Annotated in this window: 22 protein-coding genes and 1 riboswitch; of the genes, 10 read left to right on the forward strand and 12 right to left on the reverse strand. The window is 38.7% G+C overall.

The features are described from left to right. The first annotated feature begins 72 nt into the window (after nt 1-72). The 5 genes from MKY06_RS19580 (at nt 73) to MKY06_RS19600 (ending at nt 3,307) form a co-directional block, all read left to right on the forward strand. Complete coding sequence (locus tag MKY06_RS19580) at nt 73-606, forward strand: ferritin (protein ID WP_098322301.1); 534 nt, start codon at nt 73-75, stop codon at nt 604-606. Nucleotides 607-628: 22 nt separating this feature from the next. Then, nucleotides 629-829, forward strand: coding sequence for a hypothetical protein (locus MKY06_RS19585; protein ID WP_137738906.1), 201 nt, complete (start codon nt 629-631; stop codon nt 827-829). A 144-nt stretch (nt 830-973) separates the two neighbouring features. Next, entirely contained in the window at nt 974-1,129 is a 156-nt protein-coding gene (locus MKY06_RS19590; RefSeq protein WP_172802884.1) for a hypothetical protein, read from the forward strand. Between the two features lie 468 nt (nt 1,130-1,597). Further along, nucleotides 1,598-2,323 (forward strand): AbrB/MazE/SpoVT family DNA-binding domain-containing protein, encoded by a 726-nt coding sequence (locus MKY06_RS19595; RefSeq protein WP_029323704.1) that lies wholly within the window; start codon nt 1,598-1,600, stop codon nt 2,321-2,323. 249 nt (nt 2,324-2,572) lie between these two features. Continuing rightward, nucleotides 2,573-3,307 carry a class I SAM-dependent DNA methyltransferase gene (locus MKY06_RS19600; protein ID WP_029323706.1) on the forward strand — a complete coding sequence of 245 codons (735 nt, stop codon included), beginning with the start codon at nt 2,573-2,575 and terminating at the stop codon, nt 3,305-3,307. A gap of 206 nt (nt 3,308-3,513) precedes the next feature. Here the strand turns inward: MKY06_RS19600 and MKY06_RS19605 are convergent, their stop codons facing one another. After that, complete coding sequence (locus tag MKY06_RS19605; protein WP_061859425.1) at nt 3,514-5,064, reverse strand: ABC transporter substrate-binding protein; 1,551 nt, start codon at nt 5,062-5,064, stop codon at nt 3,514-3,516. 205 nt (nt 5,065-5,269) lie between these two features. Between MKY06_RS19605 and MKY06_RS19610 the strand changes: the two genes are divergently transcribed. After that, nucleotides 5,270-6,766 (forward strand): carboxypeptidase M32, encoded by a 1,497-nt coding sequence (locus tag MKY06_RS19610; protein WP_098322303.1) that lies wholly within the window; start codon nt 5,270-5,272, stop codon nt 6,764-6,766. Nucleotides 6,767-6,968: 202 nt separating this feature from the next. Here the strand turns inward: MKY06_RS19610 and MKY06_RS19615 are convergent, their stop codons facing one another. The 4 genes from MKY06_RS19615 to MKY06_RS19630 all read right to left on the reverse strand — a co-directional run bounded on the left by MKY06_RS19615 (nt 6,969) and on the right by MKY06_RS19630 (nt 10,433). Then, nucleotides 6,969-7,322, reverse strand: coding sequence for a DUF2294 domain-containing protein (locus tag MKY06_RS19615; RefSeq protein ID WP_013058527.1), 354 nt, complete (start codon nt 7,320-7,322; stop codon nt 6,969-6,971). Between the two features lie 2 nt (nt 7,323-7,324). Beyond that, nucleotides 7,325-7,747, reverse strand: a complete 423-nt coding sequence (locus tag MKY06_RS19620; RefSeq protein WP_013058528.1) for a phosphate-starvation-inducible protein PsiE — start codon at nt 7,745-7,747, stop codon at nt 7,325-7,327. Between the two features lie 346 nt (nt 7,748-8,093). After that, nucleotides 8,094-8,972 carry a 5'-methylthioadenosine/S-adenosylhomocysteine nucleosidase gene (locus MKY06_RS19625; protein ID WP_013058529.1) on the reverse strand — a complete coding sequence of 293 codons (879 nt, stop codon included), beginning with the start codon at nt 8,970-8,972 and terminating at the stop codon, nt 8,094-8,096. 156 nt (nt 8,973-9,128) lie between these two features. Continuing rightward, nucleotides 9,129-9,232: riboswitch (purine riboswitch) on the reverse strand. Between the two features lie 190 nt (nt 9,233-9,422). Beyond that, nucleotides 9,423-10,433, reverse strand: a complete 1,011-nt coding sequence (locus MKY06_RS19630) for an aldo/keto reductase (RefSeq protein WP_063672497.1) — start codon at nt 10,431-10,433, stop codon at nt 9,423-9,425. A 297-nt stretch (nt 10,434-10,730) separates the two neighbouring features. Between MKY06_RS19630 and MKY06_RS19635 the strand changes: the two genes are divergently transcribed. Together MKY06_RS19635 and MKY06_RS19640 are read left to right on the forward strand one after the other, a co-directional pair. Next, nucleotides 10,731-10,985 carry a hypothetical protein gene (locus MKY06_RS19635; protein WP_253880620.1) on the forward strand — a complete coding sequence of 85 codons (255 nt, stop codon included), beginning with the start codon at nt 10,731-10,733 and terminating at the stop codon, nt 10,983-10,985. Nucleotides 10,986-11,109: 124 nt separating this feature from the next. Then, a complete protein-coding gene (locus tag MKY06_RS19640; protein WP_098526546.1) occupies nt 11,110-11,751 on the forward strand; it encodes a pyridoxamine 5'-phosphate oxidase family protein in 642 nt (213 codons plus the stop codon). An 11-nt stretch (nt 11,752-11,762) separates the two neighbouring features. Here MKY06_RS19640 and MKY06_RS19645 read toward each other — a convergent pair whose 3' ends face one another. The 4 genes from MKY06_RS19645 to MKY06_RS19660 form a co-directional block, all read right to left on the reverse strand. Beyond that, complete coding sequence (locus MKY06_RS19645; protein ID WP_013058533.1) at nt 11,763-11,930, reverse strand: hypothetical protein; 168 nt, start codon at nt 11,928-11,930, stop codon at nt 11,763-11,765. Further along, a complete protein-coding gene (locus MKY06_RS19650; protein ID WP_029323722.1) occupies nt 11,914-12,396 on the reverse strand; it encodes a DinB family protein in 483 nt (160 codons plus the stop codon). The genes MKY06_RS19645 and MKY06_RS19650 overlap by 17 nt, the downstream gene beginning before the upstream one ends. Before the next feature lie 2 nt (nt 12,397-12,398). Further along, nucleotides 12,399-12,917, reverse strand: coding sequence for a GNAT family N-acetyltransferase (locus MKY06_RS19655; RefSeq protein ID WP_013058535.1), 519 nt, complete (start codon nt 12,915-12,917; stop codon nt 12,399-12,401). 64 nt (nt 12,918-12,981) lie between these two features. Further along, nucleotides 12,982-13,503, reverse strand: coding sequence for a hypothetical protein (locus MKY06_RS19660; protein WP_029323724.1), 522 nt, complete (start codon nt 13,501-13,503; stop codon nt 12,982-12,984). Nucleotides 13,504-13,725: 222 nt separating this feature from the next. On the opposite strand from MKY06_RS19660, the gene MKY06_RS19665 reads away from it, so the two are divergent. Continuing rightward, the gene (locus tag MKY06_RS19665; RefSeq protein WP_223268982.1) at nt 13,726-13,920 is read left to right on the forward strand and encodes a hypothetical protein; all 195 of its coding nucleotides are present in this window, start codon (nt 13,726-13,728) and stop codon (nt 13,918-13,920) included. An 18-nt stretch (nt 13,921-13,938) separates the two neighbouring features. On the opposite strand, the gene MKY06_RS19670 is transcribed toward MKY06_RS19665, so the two are convergent. Together MKY06_RS19670 and MKY06_RS19675 are read right to left on the reverse strand one after the other, a co-directional pair. Next, on the reverse strand, nt 13,939-14,097 hold the full coding sequence (locus MKY06_RS19670) for a hypothetical protein (RefSeq protein WP_013058537.1): 159 nt from the start codon (nt 14,095-14,097) through the stop codon (nt 13,939-13,941). A 62-nt stretch (nt 14,098-14,159) separates the two neighbouring features. Further along, on the reverse strand, nt 14,160-14,330 hold the full coding sequence (locus MKY06_RS19675; RefSeq protein WP_013058538.1) for a hypothetical protein: 171 nt from the start codon (nt 14,328-14,330) through the stop codon (nt 14,160-14,162). Nucleotides 14,331-14,514: 184 nt separating this feature from the next. Between MKY06_RS19675 and MKY06_RS19680 the strand changes: the two genes are divergently transcribed. Continuing rightward, complete coding sequence (locus MKY06_RS19680; RefSeq protein WP_013058539.1) at nt 14,515-14,901, forward strand: MerR family transcriptional regulator; 387 nt, start codon at nt 14,515-14,517, stop codon at nt 14,899-14,901. A gap of 36 nt (nt 14,902-14,937) precedes the next feature. On the opposite strand, the gene MKY06_RS19685 is transcribed toward MKY06_RS19680, so the two are convergent. Beyond that, complete coding sequence (locus MKY06_RS19685; protein ID WP_014458714.1) at nt 14,938-15,900, reverse strand: aldo/keto reductase; 963 nt, start codon at nt 15,898-15,900, stop codon at nt 14,938-14,940. Nucleotides 15,901-15,972: the final 72 nt, after the last annotated feature.

Consider the following 15,972-nt stretch of genomic DNA (forward strand, 5'->3'; position numbering starts at 1 on the left):
TCATCACGAAAAAGTGTGATGGTTGCAGCAAGTATAGTAAAGAAATCCTTTCCCTGAGGAGGAATAACAAATATGAACGAACAAATTCAAAAACTGCTCAATAACTTAATTCAACTTGAACACGTCTCTTCGACTTTATACCTAGCTATGTCTAACTATATGAATCGATTAAACTATAAAGGAATGGGCAGCTGGCTGCGTCTGCAGTCTGAAGAAGAACGCACCCATATGCTAAAACTCATCGACTACTTAGTTGACCGCGGCGGAACGGTGGAATTAAGCTCTTTGCCTGCTCAGCCAAGTGAGTTTGGGACACCGTTAGAAACGTTTCAAAAAGTACTGGAGCATGAGAAATTCGTCACGAATTCTTATCGTCAAGCGTTTCATTTTATCAGCCAAGCGAACGACCCTCAAACTTTAGTCATCGTGCAGGACTTTTTACGAGAACAAGTCGACGAAGAAGCTCAAGCCCAAACGATTGTAGACCGCTTAAAAATCGCCCAAAATAACCCTGCAGCTATTTTTATACTCGATCAAGAACTAGGACAGCGAAAAGCTGCGCCGGCGGGCGGAGCACCAGCGGGTGGAGCAGCTGCGCAAGGTTAAAAGCGCAGAAGAGTGTAGAACAATGTGCAGAACCAATAACACGACGCCCGTTTCCTTGTTTCGAGTTGGTATTCATCACGGCTATTATGGCTATCCGCCCAATGTGTATAACGCCATTCAAAGACTTATGAATCAATATATGCATCAGTTTCACTATCATCGTCCTCAATACGTTCACGTCTACTACGTACACCCTTCTCTTATTCATTACTACCTTCACTAAGTTAAGGAGAATAGGAATTTTGCTTCTTGAAGAAATTCACCGTTTCTCCACCCTAATTAAGGAATTCCAATCAAAAATATGGATATTTATGCTAATATAGATTTTTTTAATCAAATAAAGAAACAATTATTAGCGGGGTGTCATATGGATAATCAATACGCTGCAGAATGGGGAACGCTGGCTTTAACTAATGCCGGATTAGCGCAAGGTAAAAATCGAACGGGTCTGAACTGGTTCTTATTATCTCTTGCTTTAGGACCGCTGGCTACCTTCATCTTACTGCTGGTTGAAAAACGATAAAAATTGGTTCAAAGCTCATTGCTTTGAGCTTTTTTCTTTATTGTTCAACTATAACTGCTCTCCCAAAAAAGTGAAAAAAGCACCGCTTGAAATTTTTTTCTAGACTTAATATGCATAAATCTATTCATCATTCAGCATAAATCCGGCTGCATTTTGTTAATAAAAAACCTACTCTTTAGAAAAGGGAGGAAGCTTCTTTTTAAACCTTTGTTTCCGACAATAAAATCAAAAGAAAGAAAAACGCTTTTATTCTATGCTTTTCTAATTAACAGATTAACTGTTTTCTTCAGATGATGATTATTTACACGGGACAGCTGTGCATCTACTGAATGAGGTCAAACTTCCTGTATTTCTCAATCTGTAGGATGAATAAATACTCATTTGCTTCATTTGACAAAGAAATAAATGCTGTGTAATTTAAGTAACATACCCCATCTAAAATGTTTTTAGAAAGGATTAAGTAGCAAGATGCGTACAAAAAAAGAAGAGTGTATAATTGACGAAATGGGAAGAGTATCCCTTCCTTCTTTGTTTATGCAACTAACAGAACTCGAGACGAACGACAAAGTTTTTTTACGGAGCTGTGATGATTGGATTATTATCGATCATCATGATGAAAATGTCCCCGTTCCTTCTCATATCTTCATTCGAACAATTGACCATATAGGTAGAATAGTCATTCCAAGATCCCTGCGAGATGACTATGAACTTAAGCCCTTTGATTATGTAGAACTATACGTGGTAGAACAGCAAATTGTTATGAAAAAAAGAGACGAAAAATCGATAGCGCTTTCACGAAAACCTGCGGCGTCTCCTCCTTATTATGCAACATTAACTGGACGGCAGATTCAGCTCACCTCTGAACTTTTAGCGTCAGTCGAATTGGATGCAAACATGGAGGTTCAATTTTTTATTAACAAAGAAAATAACATTGTGATTCAAAAATATGAAATGAGTTTTGGTAAGAAAACGACTTTAACATTTACGGCTCAATCTCGAAAAATTGATGACCGTTTTCGACTTACTATTCCTAAAAAGCTGCGAGATGATTTCTCCATCCACTCAGGTACGATGTTAAAAATAAAGACAGGTAATAAGCAGCTAATTTTAGAAAAAGTGGAGAACGAAAAAGAGATTAACAGCGTATTATCTCAGCAAATAGACGCAGCAATTGTTGGAAAATTATCGAAATAAGAACAACGCCAAAACAAATGGTTCCCTACGACTTCAAAGCAAAAGCTAAGAGTTACGCATAGAGTGACCCTTTCTATACCCAACTCTTAGCTTTTAGACTTATCTTCCATAAACGTGTACAAGCCGGTTACTCCACATGATAGCACTATCTCCAAAATAAAACATCATTTCCACATCTATCAAAATCATTGTAAATAATTTGAATATATGATTATAATGAGGTACTTTGCATAGAGGAGGCTGATTTAGTTGAAAATCTCAACAGGAGCTGAATTTTACGATAATGACGAGGCGTTTTTGGCCTATACAAAACACCGGCAGCAAAAAGAAAATGCCAACGATACGATTGAAAAACCCGCTATTTTACAGCTTCTAGGTGATGTTACAGATGCAAACGTTTTAGATTTAGGGTGCGGAAACGCTGGATTTGGCGCGGAGCTTCTGGAACAAGGATGTTTCTCCTATACCGGAGTAGACGGCTCGATCAATATGATAAATGCGGCTCAGCAACAGCTTTTAAACTATCCAAATGCAAGAGTGCTCCATGAATCGATGGAGCATTATACTCCACCACGCACCGAATACGATTTGGTTACTGCAAGACTGTCTCTCCACTACATGGAAGACTTAGCCTCCATTTTCACTAAAGTGAATCAAGCACTCAAACCTGAAGGAAGATTTATTTTTTCCGTTGAACACCCAGTCATTACTTCCACTTTGCAGCCTTCCGCTCTGCGCACAAACTGGACGGTGGATAACTACTTCTCAATGGGATTCCGTCAGCAGCACTGGATGGGCGGATACGTTCAAAAGTATCATCGCACGCTTGAAGAGTACTTTTCTTTGATGCAGCAAAGCGGCTTTACGGTCACAAACTTAAAGGAAGCGTGCCCTCAACAAGAACACTTTGACAATGTTGAAACTTACGAGCGGCGAATGCGTATTCCTTTGTTTTTACTAATGAGCGGCGTGAAAAACAGATAATCGAAAGAAATTGAGACATGACGAAACCAACAGCTAGATGCTGCTACATACATGAAACCTACCCATTACAAAAAAATCCGAACGAGTTGGATTCTCCACCAAGAATCTTCATCGTTCGGATTTTCCTTTAACTAAAATACTCTTTGTCCCAGCCGCTTTCGTAACTTTTTTTGTATAAAACCACTTTTGCTCGTTCTTACATTATGTTATTTATTCACGCTCACGTTATAAAATACAGGCCCTAAGTTAAAGTCATAGCCTTTTACATTTCTAGATACCGCGTTAATGTTGACTTTATGACCAATTAACGTAAACGGAAGCTCCTCCCATACGTATTTCTGCGTAGCATCAATAGCTGGTCGTGCATCTTTTACAGAAGCAGCCGCTTTGATTTTATCTAAGTATTTTGTTGATTTTTCAACCGGTGCTCCTCCTGACGTCCAAAATCCTTGAAAAATGGTTGAACGCGCCGCCCAGTCTACGGGGTAAATATCCCATGCTTTAGGGTCATTTACTTTATCTGTAAACGTTGCCCAGTCATACACTTCTAGCTTTACTTTCACACCGATTTTTTCAAGCTCTTGCTGCACGATAACAGCCGTATTGTACTGATCTTGATAATCGCGTGAAGTTAAAAGACGCAGTTCCTGCCCGCTGTATCCAGCTTTTTTTAAATAGCTTCTTGCTTTCTTTTCATCATGCTGATTGTACTCTTCTTTTCCTGCTTCACTGTAATAGTTCGGAAACTTTTTATTGACAATCGATGAAGTCAGTTCATAATAATCGGAATCGCCGTATGAACTTGATAAAATATCTTTTGCATTAATCGCGGCATTTACGGCTTTTCTAGCATTTAAATCGCTAAAGAACCCTTCTTGTGTATTATAAAATAAACCAATGAATCCGCCTGGAGCCAGCTTGTTCTTAACGTTTTGCGTACTTTCAATTTGAGCCGCATTGTCGCTTGAAACACCTAAGGCAATGTCAAACTGTCCAGCTGTAATGCCTGAAATTCTAGTAGATTCATCGCTTAAAAAGCTAATTTTAATTTCATCTACGTGAGGTGTCTTTTTAATTTTTCGTCCTTTTGAAGAATAATCTTTAAACCTCTCTAGCGTGATATATTGATTCTTTTTCCATTCCTTCACTTTAAATGGTCCTGTACCAACGAACTCAGTAGCTCCTTCAGCAGGTGCTTTTTCGATGATTTCTTTTGGAAAAATAGCGGCTGCTGGAATTGGATCTGCTAGTAGTGCCAGTGTATTCACATTTGGTGTTTTCAAATGAAGCTCAACCGTATAGTCTCCTGTTTTCTTAACCTGGGCACCAACAAAGTTTGTTTTACCAAGTGAAGATAGCTTGATCCAACGGTTAATCGAAGCTTCTACATCGTCCGCCGTCATTTCTTTGCCGTTATGAAACTTTACCCCTTTTCGCAGCTGAAACGTGTAGACTTTTTTATCTTCGCTTATGTCAATCTTTTCTGCTAAATCAGGCTCTACATTACCTTTGCTATCAAAAATAACGAGTCCTTCGTAAATATTTCGCGCCGCATCTTTAACCGAAGAATTCCCTGTAATTTGAGGATCTAAAGTCGTTGGCTCGCTTTGAAACGCAATGTTTAGCGTACCTCCGTCTTTTTGAGCGGCACTGGTGCTTTTATTCCCTGAGCTCGCTTGATTATTGCTGCAACCTGCGACAAATAAAGCAATCACAATAAATAATAACCATTTTACCTTAACCTGTTTCAACGTCATTCCCCCAATGTTTAAAATCGCTTTTTAAAACCCACTATTTTTGTAAGGTTAGTATGAATATTAACCATCCTACCACCTTTCCATTTGTTTGTGAAATTAGCAAAATTAAACTATTTCTTTACGATTACTGATTCAATTTGTCTTGTTTCAATTCTTAATTCTTAGTATGTTTATAAGTAAAGTATTTTATCTAAAGGAGGATATTATGAACTCTGCCATCCGTCTTCATACTAAAGAACATATTGCAACGATCGAACACTACAAACAAGCTTTATCTCTCCTATCCTGGGACGCAAAAACATCTGCTCCCCCTAACAGTCAAAAGCAGCACGCAACCATTCAAGGCACGCTTTCCAAAGAGCTTTACCTGCTCCAAACAGATCCAGCCTTCGCAAAAGAGTTGCAGCAGCTTCAAGAACAAAACCTAAGTCAACTACAGCAAAAACAAGTACAGCACTATTGGAACATCTATCAAAAACTTTCCGCTGTACCGCTAGAGGATTATTATCAATTTTCCGTTTTAAAAGCTTCTACTCATGCTCTTTGGTCACAGGCTAGAGAGCAAAATGAATTTAAGCTCGTCGAAGACAACCTGCAGCAGCTGATTCATATGCATAAAAGATTTGCGGAGTACCGTAATCCTCACCTCGCTCCTTACGAACAGCTTTTAGAAGAATATGAGCCCGACGTTTCTAGTGAAACCATCGATTCGCTTTTTCAACAAATTAAAGATGCTATTCTTCCTTTGCTGACAAAAATTAAACGCTCTTCGGTTACACATGATACATCATTTCTCAACAAGCCTTTTTCAATAGAAAATCAGCAGAAGCTCGGAAAACACCTTCTCACTGCTATTGGCTATAACTTTAAGTCTGGCCAAATCGGCACCACAGCCCACCCGTTCAGTGCAGGCATTCACCCTCAAGACGCACGGCTTGCAGTAAGATACGACGAACACAATGTAAAACTGGCAGCTTTTATGTTTTTACATGAAGGCGGACATTCTATCTATAACCAGCAAATTAGCTCCGACTTGCTTGACACAGGGTTAGGCGCATACACTTCTATGGGACTGCATGAATCTCAATCTCTTTTTTGGGAACGTATCATTGGAAAACACGAAGGCTTCTGGAGAAATCACGCTCACTTATTCAAAGAGTTAGAACCTGCGATCTACGGTGATATTTCATTTGAAACTCTTTACTTTGCCTTAAATGAAGTCACACCTTCTCTCATTCGTTTGCAAGCAGATGACCTTACCTATCTGCTGCATATTATCATTCGCTACGAGCTAGAAAGAGATTTATTCGCTGACAAGCTTCGCGTTTCGGATCTTCCTTCCGCATGGAATGCAAAATATAAAGCGTACTTAGGAATCAAACCGGAAACAGACCGTGACGGGGTGTTACAGGACGGCCACTGGTACGGAGGAGCGTTTGGCTACTTCCCTTCCTACAATCTAGGCTTCATTTATGCAGCTCAGCTAAGAGAAGCCGTAATCAAAGACAATCCTGACTTTGATGAAATCATTTCGAGTCAAAACCTATCACTTATAGCAGACTGGCAAAAACAGCATATCCACCAGTATGGAAAACTAAAAACGCCAAGAGAGATCTTAACTAACCTTTCTATAGGTAGAATTGATGCTCAGCCGTTAATTAATTATTTGAAAAAAAAGTATGAAGGGTTATATAAACTTTAACTCTTTCTAGATAAATGTTTAAAAGAAGCTATCGCTGCTAAGCCAAAAGCTTGACTTAGCGACAGCTTCTTTTATGGTTAATAAACCGTATTCCTTTTAAGGTCATACTAATCTTTCCATCCAAACCACAACAGCAAATATCTGCTATGTTTTTGGTGTTTTTGCAGTTCGATTGCTTCGTACGACAAGGAGTTTATCTTAGTTAATTATCTAACTTTCTATCAAAAACAAAAGTAGTCATCGCAACATCTTCTTCAATATTAATGTCTGAAAAAACTCTTACAATTTTTGCATGAACAAGTTTTTCAAACTTATCTCGTATCTCGGAGCAATCATAAATTTTTTTCACTAGTTCTGTACGTGCCTCATGAACCATCCTTTTGCCTTCAGGAGAAGTTATCATAAATTTTTCTACATTCGTAAGATTGCCTTTCATTTCACTAACAGCCCATGTATCTATAAAACGAGTAGTGATTTCTCTAGGTCCGTTCCCAACCTGCTCTTTACGGATTTCGCGCACCAAATTACTAAATTCATGCTCTCTATTTCTACTCATGCTCAAATTCTCCTTTCATTATCTTCTAATCTTTTTTTTGTTAACATTAAATAACTAATTGTTAAAGCGATAATTCCTAACGATAAAAATAAACTTCCAATTTGATAATTGTTATTCACAATGATAAATCGTATTGTGGCGGTAATTCCAATATATAAAAGATAGCTTAACGGGAAATGGCAGCTTTCCTTAAAGTAAGTCATAATCATTGAAACAAAAGCAAAGTATAGAAAGAAAACCAGTACTTTTCCAAGAATTTTATGAACGTTATTATTTCCCGTTAAGGCATCATTCATAATATAAAAAAGCTCTCTTAATAAAAAATAAACAAGTATAAACCCAAGGACAATCAGCGATATATTTAAAATAATTTGATATGTCGTAATTAGATACTTCCTTTTTTTACATAAAAATAGTTTGAACATCTTTGTATCCCTTCCTTTTATCTAACTTCCTTACATTGATTCTATTTATGTTCGTAAAGCGTCCAAAACTTGGTAGCCTGTCTGAGAATCTGCTGCTTTTTTAGTTGTCTCCAGTACCTCCACTCCTCCACAAAAAAACCCATCATAAAGAAATTTGTGCATAGTTGTACAAATTTCCTTATGATGGGTTAACGACTCAGCATTTTTCAATACTTGTTATCCAGCCCGCCATATATTTACATATCATCAAGTCACCAAAGATAAAAAAACATATGTAATGAATTTCTATCAATAAGCTTCTTTTCACTTAATTATAACGCAACACATCAAAACTTCAAACAAAGATTTACTTGGCGTTTGCGCTGATATAGCGTTTAATTACTTCATAAACGTAATCTTGACAAGCGGCTGCTGTGTTTGGATTATATTTTCCATTGTTTACTTTGTTATTAGATAGCACTCTGATACCTAAGAATGGAACGTCATAGCTTCCTGCAATTTGTGCTGCCGCTGCGCCTTCCATTTCTTCTACAGACGTCCCATACTTAGTGTGGAACCACTTAATTCGATCCACTTCGTTATTCCACGTGTCCGCTGATCCTATCGTTCCTTCAACTACTTTACCTTTTTTGTATGTATCTTTTACTGCATTTGCAGCCGCAAGTAACTTCTTATCTCCTTCATAATAGCGAGCTTTTTCAGCATCAGGATCTTCTCCAGCGCTTCCTTCAGAAGCCATTAAATCCATCGGCTTCCAAGCAGTAGGATCCATTCCTTCGCCTTCTTTTTTATCTTCTGTTTTTAAAGAGCCTATGTTTGTTGTTCTCTTTCCTAATACAATATCAAATACGTTCAGGTTTTCATCATGTCCGCCCGATGTTCCTTGGTTGATAATCGCTTTAGGATGGTATTTTTCTATAGCTATCGCTGTAGCAGCTGCCGTGTTTTCCATTCCTTTTCCCGTTTTAACAACAATGACCGGATAATTATCGACAGTTCCTTTGTAAAAAACAAAATTCCCTGACTTTTCTTCTTTTACATTTTCTAATTTTTTAGCGAATTTCTGCGCTTCTATCGGCATCGGCCCTTGAACAATGATAGGCTTCTGGTTTTGTTTATTTCCGGCTTCTTTTTTTGAAGCTGAGTTACACCCGGCAAGTACAGATAGCAGTAAAACCATACCAATAGTAAGTAAAGTCCCTGTTTTTAACATCTTGTTTTTCATAAATCGTTACTTTCACTCCATTTCGTTTTGCTGTTTCATACACTCGATGATTGGACAAAAGAAAAAAACCTAGAACATTTTTGATAGTCTAAGGGTTTTAGAGTCAAAGTATAAGAAATTAAGCACGGCGTAACGCTTATGTATTGATAAACCGAACATTTTTATACTTTAACTCGTAGTCCAGTTCTTTGAATGGGAATCAGGTAGAGACACTCAGACCATATTTCCAAGTATATACGAGTAATATTTTTCACCTTCTAAATGTATCAAATACAAAATGGTTATTCAACATTAAAACGAATATTCCATCCGGAAAATCGTTAAAATGTTCGTTTTTATAGCCGGACATCACTAAATCTTTTATAAACCTCTGTCTCAAAACAAAAAAAGCGTCTCAAAATCGGAACTTTGAGACACTTTTTCTACTTACTAAACATTTATCCTCTAACTTCACTTAACGTTAATTGGCAGCGGTGCATGAGGAGCTACAAGCTTTTGTTCACGCATTTCTTCCCAGAAGGCTGCCGGAATTACTGTGTTTAATGCTGCTTTGTCTTCAGCAATACGCTCTGGACGACTAGCGCCGGGGATAACAGCAGCAACTGCTGGATTAGCGAGTGAAAATTGGACAGCAGCAGCCTTAATGCTGATCTGATGACGATCTGCAATAGCTTTGATTTTTTCTACTTTTGCCATAATGTCTGAAGATGCTTTTTGATATTCAAAGTGCGTACCTCCAGCAAGAACGCCTGAGCTGTATGGTCCGCCGACAACAATGTCCATATTATGCTTTACGGCTTCGGGCATCACTCGCTGCAGCGCACGTTCATGATCTAATAACGTGTAACGGCCAGCTAGCAACGAGACCTCCGGCTTTGCTTCTTCCAGCTCCAGCATGATTTCAATTGGTTCTACTCGGTTTACTCCAAGTCCCCATCCTTTAATAACTCCTTCTTCACGCAAGCGTGTAAGCACACGAAATGCGCCCGTTCGAGCAGACTCAAATTGTCCTACCCACTCATCTCCATAAAAATCTTGCGCGACATCATGAATATACACAAAGTCCAAACGATCTGTTTTCAATCGGTTTAAACTTTGCTCGATCGAACGAAGAGTTGCATCTGCGCTGTAGTCATTGATAATTTTATTTTTACGGCCAAATTCAAAAAGCCCGCCTTTTTCTCCCATATCACGTAAAGATGTGTCTTCTAGTTCATCTGAAATAACGCGACCTACTTTCGTACTTAGCACATACTCATCGCGATTTCTTTTTGACAGGGCTTCACCAAGGCGCATCTCGGCTAAGCCAGCTCCGTAAAGAGGAGCTGCGTCAAAGTAACGGATGCCGCTTTCCCAAGCAGCATCGACCGTCGCGATGGCCTCTTCTTCTGGAATATTACGATACATATTGCCCAGTGGTGCCGTTCCAAAACCTAGTTTTCCTTGCAGTATCTCTCTCATATTCATAAAACCTCCTGAAATTTTTATACCTCTATTTTAGAAATTGATCAGTATGAAGGTAAACTCAACGACTGATCTATTCATTAAATGTCATATTATCTCCTGACAAAATTTATTATGAAGCATATACACAATAAAAAAAAGTACGCACTTCAAAGTAATATGGGAACTAAAAAGTAACCTACTAAGGAGTAAATGAGCTCTTCAGACTCTCCTTTTATTTATGTACTTTCTACTTCTTACTCATGCAAACAAACATTTTGCATACAATAAGCAGAAGGCTACTTTATAAATGAGGTGAGACTCTTGAGAGATGAATACTTAAAAAAAATTGAAGATAAGCTCGATAAGCTTGATGAAATGGACGATTCCACAATGAAAGAAGAACAAAAAGATGAGTATTTTCAAAGTTTGCTAGATGATATGGATGATTTGTTAAAAGACATGCGCCAGCGAGAAAAAGACTCGAATCATCTTGTCAGCGAACATATGAAAACGGTTAATGACATATTTGATAACGCAATCAAAAATTTAAAAAAAGACCGAAGCTAGCGTTATAACACTTCTACTTCATTTAAATATACTGATTTTTCTGTTTTTCAAATATAAAAATATAGTATTTCATATATAAAAATGGTATTTTCAGTATACGCATACAGTAGGAGTGAAAAGAGGAATGAAAAACAGTCACTTTAAAGAACGAGTAAAAACGAAAGAAGAGCTTCGCCGTATAGTCGGCGCGCCTAACAAATTGGCGCATCAAAAAATAATTCCTTATTTAGATCGACACTGCCGGGAATTTATTAAACATTCCCCTTTTGTCATCATCGCTACAGCTGATTATAAAGGAATTTGCGCCAGTTCTCCGCGGGGTGATCACCCTGGTTTTGTACAAGTCGTCGATGAGAAAAAGCTGTTGATTCCAGAGAGGCGCGGCAATCAAAAAGTAGATTCATTGGAAAATATTTTATCTAATCCTCAAATAGGGCTGCTTTTTTTGATTCCAGGCATAGAAGAAACGCTGCGGATTAACGGCAAAGCTTGCATTGTAAAAGAAAAAGCGCTGCTTGAAACAATGGCGGTTCACAATAAAGCTCCGCTGCTCGCTATTGGCGTCGAAGTACAAGAATGCTTTCTCCACTGCAGCAAAGCATTCAAGCGATCAAAGCTGTGGAATCCAGAATCATGGGAAAGAGTCGAAACGCTTCCTTCCGCAGCTAAAATAGTCGCAGAACACGCAGGCTTTTCCACTCTAGAAAGCCGCAACAATCCCAAAGAAAACAAAACCCAGCACCTCTATGAAAAAAAGCCGCTATAATGCGGCTTTTGTCATTTTACCATCAGAAACAGTATACCTCCGGCAATGATCAGAACTGGTAACAAAGCAAGAAGCACGCCTTTTTTTGAACTTTCTATGTATTCATGATCACCATAGGCGCGGCCTGCTCTAAAATCGACTTTCACCTGAGATTCTTCTTTTTTATGTTCTTTTTTCATTCACTTTGCCTCCTAGCGGCAGTTGAGCGTCAATTTGCTTAATATGATGCTCTAAATGAGCAATATAATCTTTAGCCAACCACTCAAGCGAAACGAACTTTCCACCTTCTAATTCAAATTGATACATATACTTTTCTGTCGGTATATGGGAAAGAACGGAAGCAATTTGCTTATTTAAACTGCGCCATAGGGCAACTATTTCTTCCATGGACGTAGCTTGATAGTGCTGCAATTCTACCCATTCATCTTGTTTGTAAGGCGTCAGGGCTAAAGGTGTTTTTTCATGCTGCACGTTGATAAACCGCTGCAAATTGTGAATAGCTGAATCGCATAAGTGACCCGCAATTTCTTTTGGTGACCAATTCTTAGGAGCAGGACGGTTTGACGCCGCTGCTTCAGAGAGTACTTCAAGCTTTTTAGGAAGCTTTACCACCCATTCATTTAACTGAACAATCGTCGTTTCCATGTTCATTTCTCCTTTAAGCACGTTTTTTCAAAAACCTTCCCCATATAATATTCATCGACTGATTTTCCATCTACAACGAGCGAACATATTTTTTTCCCTTCTGTTTTAAAACCCATCTTTTTATACAGCGAAATGGCCGGTTCATTGTGTGTCATAACCGTTAGCTCCACTCGTTTGATGCCGCTCTGCGCTGCCCATTTCTCCATTTCTTCAAACAACGCAGTGCCGATGCCTCGGTTTCCATAAGATTGAAGCACGCCAACAGCTAAGTATACGCTGTGTTTTTTTCGGTTAACGCTTCCGCCAATCACAGATAAATGTCCGACAAGCTGTCCGTCTTGTTCCGCCACTAAAATGGTCGAGTTCGGCATCTTTAAAAAAGTTGTAATCATTTTTTTCTGCTGTTCAAGCGTAGTCGCACGCTCATTTTCCTCGTACAGCATATATGCTGTTTCTCGATCAAGCTCTTTATTTAACGCTAAAAAAGCGGCTGCATCGGAAGCTAAAATTTCTCGAATCACGTTTACCCCTGCTTTCGTCAATAGTAGTTAACTAGAAAAGAACGTTAATAAACGGATGATATCCTTACACACGTGCTGAACGTTTTCCAAGAAACGCAGTGAAGATAAAACATATACTAAAAGCGACGGCTGAAACGAAAAAGCCAAGCATCCATCCTAAAGCTCGCATAAACGTATCTTCATTGGGATACAGAGGCTTAACGCTTAGCCACTGGATCAACATAATCAATGCCAATATTAAATAAAAGCTGCTTCCTGTTAAAGACATTTTAAGACGGTTTTTAAATGACCCTGTCCATGCTGTACTAAGAGCGCGCCACGTGAGAATACTTACAATCGTCGCTAAAAACATAAGAACAAGATGTAAATAAGGGATATCTGTAAACATAAGAAGATAGAGTAAAAATATCGTAGTACCAAAATATAAAGCATTAATGCCAAACAAATAGCCTCCACTCAGCCAATGGTTTTGAAACCACTTTTTCTTGCTGAGACGTTCTGCCATTCCCCTGGGCACCCACAGCGTACGCGAAAAAATAATCATCACCAGCACAAGTACCGTGCCGGCTAAAAAGAATATTAACACCTTTTCATCAGCCTTTCTATTCAAAATAAATATGGTTAATTATACTATTACTAACAAAATTAAACTATTGCTTTCTTTACTAATAAAGAGGCTGAGACAAAAGTATTTTAGGGTAGGAAAATCTGAACGATGCATTGAGATTCTTGGTAGAGAATTAAATTCGTTCGGATTTGTTATGGATAGGCTGAATGTAAGTTTCATGTATGTAGCTGCTTCTAGCTGTTGATTGGAGGGCAAAGCGAAGACTCCTGCGAGAAAAGTGGAACAGGTGAGACCCCGCAGAAGCGTAAGCGACGAGGAGGCTCACCGGCCGCCCGCGGAAAGCGAAGTCTTGCACGGAAATCAACAGCGGTGTCACAAGTAATTCATACGAGCTCATTTATCCTATTTGTCCGTCTTTCAATGGAATTAATTTAGATATGTCTTAATCTCTATTTACATTCTTCCTCCGGTAAACGGATTGATTTCCCCTGTTAAATCACGTCCTGCTTTCTTTTCTTCGTGTGCGATGCGCTTGCCAATCGCAATTTTATTCCAAATTATTGGCACCCAAATACAGGCTCCGAACAAAGTCATCCAAAAAAGTTCTCCCATTTCTTCCACCCTTTCATTTTCTGTTTTTATTTTGAAAACAATAAGAAAAGCGTATACGCTTTTTACTCTTGATTTGAATCCTTAATACCGTATGAAAAGAAATAAACCAGGATTGATAAAGCCATTCCGTAAGCAGTCCAAGCCGCTAGTAAAATGGCGTACTGATGATTGATAAAAAAGACTCCGCTTGAAATCAGCAGCAGTATAAAACTAATCCATTTTATTTTTTTCATTACTCTATCTCCTTTACTTAACCTTTTACAGTAAGTTTATTATTGTCTACTTGTTATTACGGACAAACTGTATAAAAGTTCCATATTTTTTAACAACCGAAAAAGAATTTGATAAAACACTCAACTATCGATTATCATATACCTTAAAGTAAGCTTTACGATTCACAAGTGGGAGTGAACAATCTTGTCTTATAGCATGAAAGAAATGAATAAAAAAACCGGGCTTTCCGCACCAACTTTACGCTACTATGAAAAAGAAGGAATCCTTCCTTTTATAGAACGTGATGAAAACGGAAAGCGCCTCTATAATGATACAAATGTTGAATGGATCCGTTTTATCTTAGCTCTTCGCTCAACGGGCATGCCGCTTGCAGAAATCAAGCGCTATGTAGAGCTCTATAAACAAGGCGAAAGCACAATTAAAGAACGAAAAAACATGATGCTTCATCATAAAGAAGCGGTAGAAGAAGAAATGGCCAAAACGTTTAAATACCTTGAACAAATTAACTATAAGCTCGCTTTGTACGACTCGCTAGAAGCAAAAATAATGCAAAAAGAAATTAAAATTTAAACGCAAAAGTCCGCAGGAGCACCTGCGGACTTTTTATCAATATAGTGAATTCACAGTATTTAATAGCTCTTCTGACCATATCCAATCGCTGATTTCAACTGCATCTGTTACGTGATGCAATTTGCTAGCTCCGATAATGCTTGATGTTACAGCGGGCTGATTTAGCACCCACGCAAGAGCAAACTGAGACAAACTGACTTTATTTTTTTCTGCTAACTTGCGATACTGCTCCACCAGCTGAAAGTTTCGGTCTGTAAAGTAGTTTCGCAGCAGCTTTTCACCATGCGCAGCACGGCTTTCTGGCGGCACGTCATTTGATGTTTTATATTTTCCTGAAAGCATGCCGCGCGCTAACGGACTGTATACCATGACGCCTACACCTTCAGATTGACTAAACGGCAGCAGCTCTTGTTCAATTTCACGAGAGAGAAGATTGTACTGAGGCTGAACTGAAATGAATTTTTCAAGATTCATTTTGTCACTAATATGATGAGACTTTGCGATTTGCCACGCCGCGTAATTGGAACAGCCAATATAACGAACTTTGCCTTGGCGAACTAAATCATCTAGCGCGCGAAGCGTTTCTTCCATAGGTGTATTCGAATCAAAAAGATGAACTTGATAAAGATCAATGTAGTCCGTCTGCAGTCGTCGCAGCTGGTTGTCCACTTCTCTCATAATATGTGTGCGTGAAAGGCCTTTATCATTTTTGCCTTTTCCTACGGCAATTCCGACTTTTGTCGCAAGCACCACATCATCTCTTTTTCCTTTTAACGCACGTCCAATTATTTCTTCAGATTCCCCTGTGCCGTATCTAAACTCTTCATCCTGCCCTTTTCCGTAATAATTGGCTGTATCAATGAAGTTAATGCCATTTTCAATGGCGCTATGTAGAATAGCTGCCGACGCTTTTTCGTCAATCCATCGTCCGAACGCCATGGTACCTAGACATAAATTTGACACTTCCAGACCTGTTTCTCCAAGCTTTCGATATTGCATCGATACCCTCTCCTTTTTATTGCTGTCTTTAATCTCTCTTATCATACACCTTAACGTCCACTTTAAGACAAG

Origin of the sequence: Priestia sp. FSL P4-0332, from assembly GCF_038005845.1 — a bacterium.
In the GTDB taxonomy this organism is placed as follows: domain Bacteria; phylum Bacillota; class Bacilli; order Bacillales; family Bacillaceae_H; genus Priestia.

What these genes read in the sequence shown, in the direction of transcription:
- MKY06_RS19580 (WP_098322301.1), top strand. Translation starts at nt 73, where the DNA reads ATGAACGAACAAATTCAAAAACTGCTCAATAACTTAATTCAACTTGAA.
- MKY06_RS19630 (WP_063672497.1), bottom strand. Translation starts at nt 10,433, where the DNA reads ATGAGAGAGATACTGCAAGGAAAACTAGGTTTTGGAACGGCACCACTG.
- MKY06_RS19675 (WP_013058538.1), bottom strand. Translation starts at nt 14,330, where the DNA reads ATGAAAAAAATAAAATGGATTAGTTTTATACTGCTGCTGATTTCAAGC.
- MKY06_RS19595 (WP_029323704.1), top strand. Translation starts at nt 1,598, where the DNA reads ATGCGTACAAAAAAAGAAGAGTGTATAATTGACGAAATGGGAAGAGTA.
- MKY06_RS19650 (WP_029323722.1), bottom strand. Translation starts at nt 12,396, where the DNA reads ATGGAAACGACGATTGTTCAGTTAAATGAATGGGTGGTAAAGCTTCCT.
- MKY06_RS19620 (WP_013058528.1), bottom strand. Translation starts at nt 7,747, where the DNA reads ATGTTCAAACTATTTTTATGTAAAAAAAGGAAGTATCTAATTACGACA.
- MKY06_RS19670 (WP_013058537.1), bottom strand. Translation starts at nt 14,097, where the DNA reads ATGGGAGAACTTTTTTGGATGACTTTGTTCGGAGCCTGTATTTGGGTG.
- MKY06_RS19625 (WP_013058529.1), bottom strand. Translation starts at nt 8,972, where the DNA reads ATGAAAAACAAGATGTTAAAAACAGGGACTTTACTTACTATTGGTATG.
- MKY06_RS19605 (WP_061859425.1), bottom strand. Translation starts at nt 5,064, where the DNA reads ATGACGTTGAAACAGGTTAAGGTAAAATGGTTATTATTTATTGTGATT.
- MKY06_RS19610 (WP_098322303.1), top strand. Translation starts at nt 5,270, where the DNA reads ATGAACTCTGCCATCCGTCTTCATACTAAAGAACATATTGCAACGATC.
- MKY06_RS19640 (WP_098526546.1), top strand. Translation starts at nt 11,110, where the DNA reads ATGAAAAACAGTCACTTTAAAGAACGAGTAAAAACGAAAGAAGAGCTT.
- MKY06_RS19645 (WP_013058533.1), bottom strand. Translation starts at nt 11,930, where the DNA reads ATGAAAAAAGAACATAAAAAAGAAGAATCTCAGGTGAAAGTCGATTTT.
- MKY06_RS19685 (WP_014458714.1), bottom strand. Translation starts at nt 15,900, where the DNA reads ATGCAATATCGAAAGCTTGGAGAAACAGGTCTGGAAGTGTCAAATTTA.
- MKY06_RS19590 (WP_172802884.1), top strand. Translation starts at nt 974, where the DNA reads ATGGATAATCAATACGCTGCAGAATGGGGAACGCTGGCTTTAACTAAT.
- MKY06_RS19615 (WP_013058527.1), bottom strand. Translation starts at nt 7,322, where the DNA reads ATGAGTAGAAATAGAGAGCATGAATTTAGTAATTTGGTGCGCGAAATC.
- MKY06_RS19585 (WP_137738906.1), top strand. Translation starts at nt 629, where the DNA reads ATGTGCAGAACCAATAACACGACGCCCGTTTCCTTGTTTCGAGTTGGT.